At 62.0% G+C, this 7,213-nt stretch carries 7 protein-coding genes and 1 pseudogene; 3 read left to right on the forward strand and 5 right to left on the reverse strand.

Annotated elements, in window-relative coordinates:
- From EPO09_RS18490 to trxB, 4 genes are all read right to left on the reverse strand, one after another.
- The coding region (locus tag EPO09_RS18490) for an SDR family oxidoreductase (RefSeq protein WP_290645375.1) at positions 1 to 420 on the reverse strand (420 nt) is incomplete at its 3' end.
- 144 nt (positions 421 to 564) lie between these two features.
- A complete protein-coding gene (gene rpmG / locus EPO09_RS18495; protein ID WP_058087945.1) occupies positions 565 to 735 on the reverse strand; it encodes a 50S ribosomal protein L33 in 171 nt (56 codons plus the stop codon).
- 15 nt (positions 736 to 750) lie between these two features.
- A complete protein-coding gene (gene rpmB, locus EPO09_RS18500; RefSeq protein ID WP_290645379.1) occupies positions 751 to 984 on the reverse strand; it encodes a 50S ribosomal protein L28 in 234 nt (77 codons plus the stop codon).
- Positions 985 to 1,201: 217 nt separating this feature from the next.
- On the reverse strand, positions 1,202 to 2,149 hold the full coding sequence (trxB, locus tag EPO09_RS18505; RefSeq protein ID WP_290645381.1) for a thioredoxin-disulfide reductase: 948 nt from the start codon (positions 2,147 to 2,149) through the stop codon (positions 1,202 to 1,204).
- 242 nt (positions 2,150 to 2,391) lie between these two features.
- On the opposite strand from trxB, the gene EPO09_RS18510 reads away from it, so the two are divergent.
- The 3 genes from EPO09_RS18510 to lolA all read left to right on the forward strand — a co-directional run bounded on the left by EPO09_RS18510 (position 2,392) and on the right by lolA (position 6,411).
- Complete coding sequence (locus EPO09_RS18510) at positions 2,392 to 3,063, forward strand: cyclic nucleotide-binding domain-containing protein (RefSeq protein WP_035039440.1); 672 nt, start codon at positions 2,392 to 2,394, stop codon at positions 3,061 to 3,063.
- Positions 3,064 to 3,162: 99 nt separating this feature from the next.
- A complete protein-coding gene (locus EPO09_RS18515; RefSeq protein ID WP_290645384.1) occupies positions 3,163 to 5,643 on the forward strand; it encodes a DNA translocase FtsK in 2,481 nt (826 codons plus the stop codon).
- A 24-nt stretch (positions 5,644 to 5,667) separates the two neighbouring features.
- Complete coding sequence (gene lolA / locus EPO09_RS18520; RefSeq protein ID WP_290645386.1) at positions 5,668 to 6,411, forward strand: outer membrane lipoprotein chaperone LolA; 744 nt, start codon at positions 5,668 to 5,670, stop codon at positions 6,409 to 6,411.
- 192 nt (positions 6,412 to 6,603) lie between these two features.
- On the opposite strand, the pseudogene EPO09_RS18525 reads toward lolA, so the two are convergent.
- A pseudogene (locus tag EPO09_RS18525) lies at positions 6,604 to 7,213 on the reverse strand (ATP-dependent helicase); the annotation flags it as partial.

A 7,213-nucleotide genomic window follows, 5' to 3' on the forward strand; every position in this document is an offset into this window, starting at 1 on the left:
CAGGGGAACGGCCTCTCGTGCCAGCCGCAGGAAGGAGTGGCAGGAGATGTCCATCGCCTTGGCGAAACCTTCGGGCGAGCTGTTGAGCAGGCCGTTCTGAAGATCAGCCTTGGGTGCAAAGGCAATCGAGTGCACCAGCAGATCCAGCTTGCCCCAGCGCTGGGCGATGGTCTCGAACAGCGCCGAGATCTGATCGGGCTGGGTCACGTCCAGTGGCGCAAAAATGTCTGCGCCAAGCTCCTGCGCCACAGGCTCGACAAAAGAGCGCGCCTTGTCGTTCTGATAGGTGATGGCGATGTTTGCGCCCAGTTCCTTGAAAGCCTTGGCGCAACCGTAAGCGATGGAAGATTCGTTGGCGACGCCGACGATGAGCGCTTTTTTGCCGGCCAGCGCTTGACCGTTGATGAGGGGGGCAGTCATGAACTGCATTCTGCGGCGATGGGAAGTCAGTCGTTTGACTGATCGCAATGCCTGACGTCAGGCACCTCAAAACAAAAAACCCGCCAGGCTTGCGCAGGGCGGGTTTTTGGCGAGCAGGCCTGAGCCTGCCGGACGTGCGCTGAATTACTTCAGCTTCACTTCCTTGTAGGCGACGTGCTTGCGTGCCTTGGGGTCGAACTTCATGAATTCCAGCTTTTCAGGCGTGGTCTTCTTGTTCTTGCTGGTGGTGTAGAAGTGGCCGGTACCCGCAGTGGATTCCAGCTTGATCTTTTCGCGTCCGCCTTTTGCAGCCATGATCGTGTCTCCTGATTACAGTTCGCCGCGGGCACGCAGGTCAACCAGGACCTGATCGATGCCCACTTTGTCGATCAGACGCAGAGCGGCGGTGCTGATGCGCAGACGCACCCAGCGGTTTTCGCTCTCGACCCAGAAACGACGGTACTGCAGGTTAGGCAGGAAGCGACGCTTGGTTTTGTTGTTGGCGTGAGAAACATTGTTTCCCACCATCGGGCCCTTGCCCGTGACTTGACAGACGCGTGCCATGACGCTTCTCCGTTCACATTAAAAGCGCTTGAAAGCGCTGGTGTTGCGGTCTCGGTGCTCAGAGCAGGGCGGTAAGCCCTGGTAAGCGCCCTTCCGGAAGCAGCTATTGGCCTTGGAAAGGCCACCCACTCCGGGACGAATTTCGGCAAAACCGAGATTATAGCCAGATTCTTCGCACTTGGCAAAGTCCCTGGCTGGTTTTGCTTCAGATCGCCACTTATTTGTCCAGGAAGCGCTGGGCATCCAGGGCCGCCATGCAGCCTGTGCCGGCGCTGGTGATGGCCTGGCGGTAGACGTGATCCTGCACGTCGCCCGCAGCAAAAACGCCCGGTACGCTGGTCTGGGTGGCAAAACCTTCGTTGCCGCCCTTGGTGATGATGTAGCCGTCCTTCATCTCCAGTTGGCCCTTGAAAATGTCGGTATTGGGCTGGTGGCCGATGGCGATGAAGCAGCCTTGCAGCTTGATGTCCGTGGTCGAGCCGTCGTTGACGTTCTTGATGCGCACGCCCGTCACGCCGGATTGGTCGCCCAGGACTTCATCCAGGGTGTTGAACAGGTGCAGTTCGATCTTGCCGGCGGCTGCCTTTTCGTGGAGCTTGTCGATCATGATGGGCTCTGCGCGGAACTTGTCGCGGCGATGGATCAGGTGCACCTTGCTGGCGATGTTCGACAGGTACAGCGCTTCTTCGACGGCCGTGTTGCCGCCGCCGACCACGCAGACTTCCTGGTCGCGGTAGAAAAAGCCATCGCAGGTGGCGCAGCCGCTCACGCCGCGGCCCATGAAGGCTTCTTCAGAGGGCAGGCCCAGGTACTTGGCCGAGGCGCCCGTGGCGATGATCAGCGCATCCGTCGTGTAAGTGCCGGCGTCGCCCTTGAGCGTGAAGGGGCGCTTGGACAAGTCCACTTCATTGATGTGGTCGAACACCATATTGGCGTTGAAACGTTCAGCATGTTGCTGAAAGCGTTGCATCAGGTCCGGGCCTTGAACGCCGTGTACGTCAGCGGGCCAGTTGTCCACTTCGGTGGTGGTCATCAGCTGGCCGCCCTGTGCCATGCCGGTCACCAGGGTGGGCTTGAGGTTGGCGCGAGCTGCATAAATGGCGGCCGTGTAGCCGGCGGGGCCCGAGCCCAGGATCAGGACGTTGCTGTGTTGTTCGGCGCTCATGGCGGTCTTTCTTTCGGTGATGTCGTAGGTCGAAGCTTAGCCGGTGCGGAACTGTGCGGTCTTCACGGCGCTCTTTTGCCCTTGGGGCGGGAGTGTCGCTGCATAAAGTGCTCAATATTTCCGAACCACTGCCGAAAATTGTAGAGACAGGTTGTTTGTCACACCACGCACAGGTGAAAAGTCTCACCTGAAATTCAAATTTTCTTGACAGGCGCATCCCGTCTGAACATAGAGGAGCTGCCATGGCCATGTTGTCCAATCTCGATCTGATCCGCCGCGTACCGCTGTTTTCGATGCTGACCCAGGCGCAAGCCGAGTCCATCGCCGAAGGCGTGGTCAAGCGTCGTTATCGCCGAGGCGAATTGATCGTCGAGCGTGGTCGCAAGACCAACTCCCTGTTCATCCTGCTGACGGGCCGTGCCCGCGTGGTGGCGTCTGATGAACGCGGTCGCGAAGTCATCCTGGCCGTGCTGGAAGCCGGCGACTATCTGGGTGAAATGAGCCTGATCGACAACGAGCCCCATTCCGCCACTGTTCGCGCCGAAGTGCAGACCGACGTGCTGGTGCTGGGCCGTGCCGAATTTGCCCGCTGCCTGCCTGAGAACTCCTCGCTGTCCTACGCCATCCTGCGTGGCCTGGTGCAGCGCCTGCGCAATGCCGACCGCCAGATCGAATCCCTGGCCTTGCTGGACGTGTATGGCCGCGTGGCCCGCGCCCTGCTGGACATGGCCGACGAAGATGCTGGCGAGAAGGTCATCCGCGGCAAGGTGTCGCGCCAGGACCTGGCCAAGCACGTGGGCGCCTCGCGCGAGATGGTGTCGCGCGTGATGAAGGACCTGGAAGAGCGTGGCCTGATCGAAACTCAGGATACCGGCAGTGTGGTGCTCAAGGATCGCCTTGCCGCCACGGCCTGAATCTCTGCCTGATTTCCTCCGCAGTTTCTCCATGTAAACGCCTCTCGCGGCTCTCGCGAGGGGCGTTTTTCATGGGCGAAATTCCCCCACAATGCGGGCATGACATTTCCCCTGGGTTCTCTCCGTTCTGAGGGCGCTGCGCCTGGCAAGGGCAGCGATCGTGGTCGGGCCGATGCGGCGCCTGGTGTGCGCGTGAGTGGTCGATTGCACCGTGTGCCTGCTGCGCCGGTGGTCGAGCCGTCCGAGCCGCTCGAAAACACGCTGCGCTTTCAGGCTGGCCTTTTGTTGGGCGGCGTGTTCTGGCTGCTGGCGCTGTTGTCCATGCTCAGCCACAACAGGCTGGATCCCGCTTTCACCACGTCCGGGCAGCACCTGGAGCCCAGCAACTGGGTGGGGCATGCCGGTGCCTACGGCTCGGATCTGGCGCAATTCCTGTTCGGGCAATCGGCCTGGTGGTTCTTGCTGGTGGGGGCCCGCATCCTGTTGGGTGGCCTGGCGCGCTGGTTGCGCCGTGATTCGGCTGTCAGCGTGACAGTGGGCGCCAACCCGGCGCCATTCGATCATGGCCATGAATTTGCGCCCTGGCGCTTGTGGCTGGGTGTGGTCCTGCTGATGTCGGCCAGCTGTGCGCTGGAGTGGACGCGCTTGTATCGCCATGAACTGAGCCTGGCTGGCGAGCATGCAGGCGGCATTCTGGGCCTGAGCTTGGGTCAACTGAGCAGCAAGTGGCTGGGCTTCAACGGCTCGGGCGTGCTGTGGATTGCGCTGCTGGTGGCCGGCTCATCGATGGCCTTGAAGTTCTCCTGGCTGGATCTGGCCGAGCGCATCGGCTCGCTGGTGGACCGCCTGCGCGAGAAGCGTGAAACCAAGCGCGAGGTGGCGCAGGACATTCGCATCGGCGAAAAAGCCGCCATCGAGCGCGAGCGCGTGGTCGAAGAGGTGCGCCATGAATTGCCGGCCGAGCCCATCCCGCTGATCATCGAACAGCCCGTGATCGAGGTGCCCAAGTCCGAGCGTGTGGTCAAGGAAAAGCAGAAGCCCCTGTTTGCCGAGATGGGGGACAACAAGCTGCCCCAGATCGATCTGCTGGACAGCGCCACGGGCCGCATGGAGACCATCACCTCCGAAACGCTGGAGATGACGTCTCGCATGATCGAGAAGAAGCTCAAGGACTTCGGCGTGGATGTGCGGGTGGTGGCAGCGTCGCCAGGCCCTGTGATCACGCGTTACGAGATCGAGCCCGCCACGGGCGTGAAGGGCTCGCAGATCGTTAACCTGGCCAAGGATCTGGCGCGTTCGCTGTCGCTGGTCTCGATCCGTGTGGTGGAGACCATCCCCGGCAAGAACCTGATGGCGCTGGAGTTGCCCAATGCCAAGCGTCAGATGATCCGCCTGACCGAGATCCTGGGCTCGCAGATTTACCACGAGGCCCAGTCCATGCTGACCATCGGCCTGGGCAAGGACATCGTAGGCGCCCCCGTGGTGGCCGACCTGGCCAAGATGCCGCACTGCCTGGTGGCCGGTACCACCGGCTCCGGTAAATCCGTGGGCATCAACGCGACCATCCTGAGCCTGTTGTACAAGGCCGAAGCACGCGATGTGCGCCTGATCCTGATCGACCCGAAGATGCTGGAAATGAGCGTCTACGAAGGCATCCCGCATCTGCTGTGCCCGGTCGTGACCGACATGAAGCTGGCCGGCAATGCGTTGAACTGGGCCGTGGGCGAAATGGAGCGTCGCTACAAGCTCATGTCCAAGATGGGCGTGCGCAACCTGGCCGGCTACAACAAGAAGATGGATGACGCCAAGGCGCGTGGCGAGCTGATCCCCAACCCATTCAGCCTCACGCCGGATGAGCCCGAGCCGCTGGACCGCCTGCCGCATGTCGTCATCGTTATTGACGAGCTGGCCGACCTGATGATGGTCGTGGGCAAGAAGATCGAAGAGCTGATTGCGCGCCTGGCCCAGAAGGCCCGTGCCGCCGGCATCCACCTGATCCTGGCCACGCAGCGCCCCTCGGTGGACGTGATCACCGGCCTGATCAAGGCCAACATCCCGACGCGCATTTCCTTCCAGGTCAGCAGCAAGATCGACAGCCGCACCATCCTGGATCAGATGGGTGCCGAAGCCTTGCTGGGGCAGGGTGACATGCTGTATCTGCCATCGGGTACTGGCCTGCCAGTGCGTGTGCACGGCGCCTTCGTGAGTGACGAAGAGGTGCACCGCGTCGTCGAGTACCTCAAGACCCAGGGTGAGCCCAACTACATCGAGGGCATCCTGGAGGGCGGCAACCTGAGCGACGAAGGCAGCAACCTGGATGGTTCGCCATCAGGTGGCGGCGACGGCGAACAAGATCCGATGTACGACAACGCGGTCTCGATCGTGCTGCAGCACCGCAAGGCCTCGATCTCGCTGGTCCAGCGCCATCTGCGCATCGGCTACAACCGGGCGGCACGTTTGCTGGAGCAAATGGAGAAGTCCGGTCTGGTGTCGTCCATGTCCACGAACGGCAACCGCGAGATCATCACGCCGGCACGCGGTGGGGAAGGGGGCGCCACGGCGGCGCCCTGGGACGCCTGATTCAGGCAGAAAACCAGACAGAACATGAAGATGAATTCGAGCGGGCGCCTTGCTGCGTTGGGCGCGCTGGCAGCAACCTTGTTCAGCGTGACGGGCGTGGTCAACGTGGCTTATGCGGTTGGGGAGGCCAAGGCGGCCGAGGCAGCTGATGCCGTCGCCATGCTGCGCCACTTCGTCAAGGACGTGCAGACCGCGCGCGCCAACTTCACGCAGGTCGTGACCTCGCCGGATGGCAAGAAGACGCGCAAATCTACGGGCACGCTGGAGTTCCAGCGCCCTGACAAGTTCAGGTTTGCTTATGCGGGCCCCACCGAGCAGTTGATCGTGGGCGATGGCAAGAAGGTCTGGCTGTACGACACCGATCTCAATCAGGTGACCGTGCGGCCCATGAGCGCGACCATTGGCGCTTCGCCTGCTGCCTTGCTGGCAGGTGGGTCGCTGGACAAGGACTTCACCCTGAAGGCTGTCGCTGTGACTGCTGGCTCGTCGAGTGCGGCGGCCGCGACCTCGACGCCTTCACAGGCAACGTCATCTCTCGAATGGGTGGAGGCCTTGCCGCGCCACAAAGACGGGCAGTTCCAGTCCGTGCGCGTTGGTTTCACCAAAAATGGCCCACAAAAAGGGCAATTGGCTGCCCTGGAGATCCTGGACAGCTTTGGCCAACGCTCACGCCTGGACTTTGCGCAATTCGAGTCCAAGGTAGTCTTCCCGACCACCCGGTTTCAGTTCACACCGCCCGCAGGGGCCGATGTGTTGAATCAACCTTGATGACAGGCGCGCCACATGGCGCAGCCGCAAGCAGGTTGACCCATTTGTATGGGTGTCAGATGCCGCTGTGAATCAGCGTGCATGCCAACGGTTTCTTCCCGGCATTCATTGAAGTTCAGGCCCATACGCTGCGGGCCTGAACATCTCTTTCAGTGCATCACGTCAGAAGTCTTCTGACGTTAGTAGCTGTGATCAGCCTTCGCGCTTGCCGAAGCCAGGGCGCTTGCCACCAAAGCCAGGCTTGGGGCCCGACTTGAAGCCAGGCTTTGCGCCGAAAGGCTTGCCGCCGAAGCCAGGCTTGTCGCCAAACGACTTGCCACCCGACTTGTCACCGAAGGACTTGCCAGCGGGCTTGCCGAACGGACGATCACCTTGAGGGCGATCACCGAACGCGGGGCGGTCACCAAACGGACGGTCGCCACGAGGACGGTCGCCGAAAGCAGGGCGATCGCCACCGAACGATGGACGGTCGCCGCGAGGGCGGTCACCGAAGGAGGGACGGTCGCCGCCGAAAGGCTTGCGGTCGTTGAAGCCACCCTTGTTGAAGCCGCCACGGTCGCCGCCACCGAACCCACCGCGATCACCACGATCGCCGCCAAAGCCGCCGCGGTCACCACCACGGTCATCGCTGTTGAAGCGAGGGCCACGGTCGCCGCCGAAGCCGCCTTCACGCTTGCCAGCGAATGCCGGGCGATCGCCACCGAAACCACCTTCGCGCTTGCCGCCAAAGGAAGGGCGGTCGCCGCCGAAGCCGCCGCGATCACCGCCACGGTCGTTGAAACCGCCACGATCACCGAAGGCG

The sequence above is a fragment of the Aquabacterium sp. genome (genome assembly GCF_004297345.1).
Classification (GTDB): Bacteria; Pseudomonadota; Gammaproteobacteria; order Burkholderiales; family Burkholderiaceae_C; genus Aquabacterium.

Excerpts from the sequence above, each read along its gene's own strand:
- rpmG (WP_058087945.1), bottom strand. The coding sequence starts at position 735 with ATGGCTGCAAAAGGCGGACGCGAAAAGATCAAGCTGGAATCCACTGCG.
- rpmB (WP_290645379.1), bottom strand. The coding sequence starts at position 984 with ATGGCACGCGTCTGTCAAGTCACGGGCAAGGGCCCGATGGTGGGAAAC.
- trxB (WP_290645381.1), bottom strand. The coding sequence starts at position 2,149 with ATGAGCGCCGAACAACACAGCAACGTCCTGATCCTGGGCTCGGGCCCC.
- EPO09_RS18510 (WP_035039440.1), top strand. The coding sequence starts at position 2,392 with ATGGCCATGTTGTCCAATCTCGATCTGATCCGCCGCGTACCGCTGTTT.
- EPO09_RS18515 (WP_290645384.1), top strand. The coding sequence starts at position 3,163 with ATGACATTTCCCCTGGGTTCTCTCCGTTCTGAGGGCGCTGCGCCTGGC.
- lolA (WP_290645386.1), top strand. The coding sequence starts at position 5,668 with ATGAAGATGAATTCGAGCGGGCGCCTTGCTGCGTTGGGCGCGCTGGCA.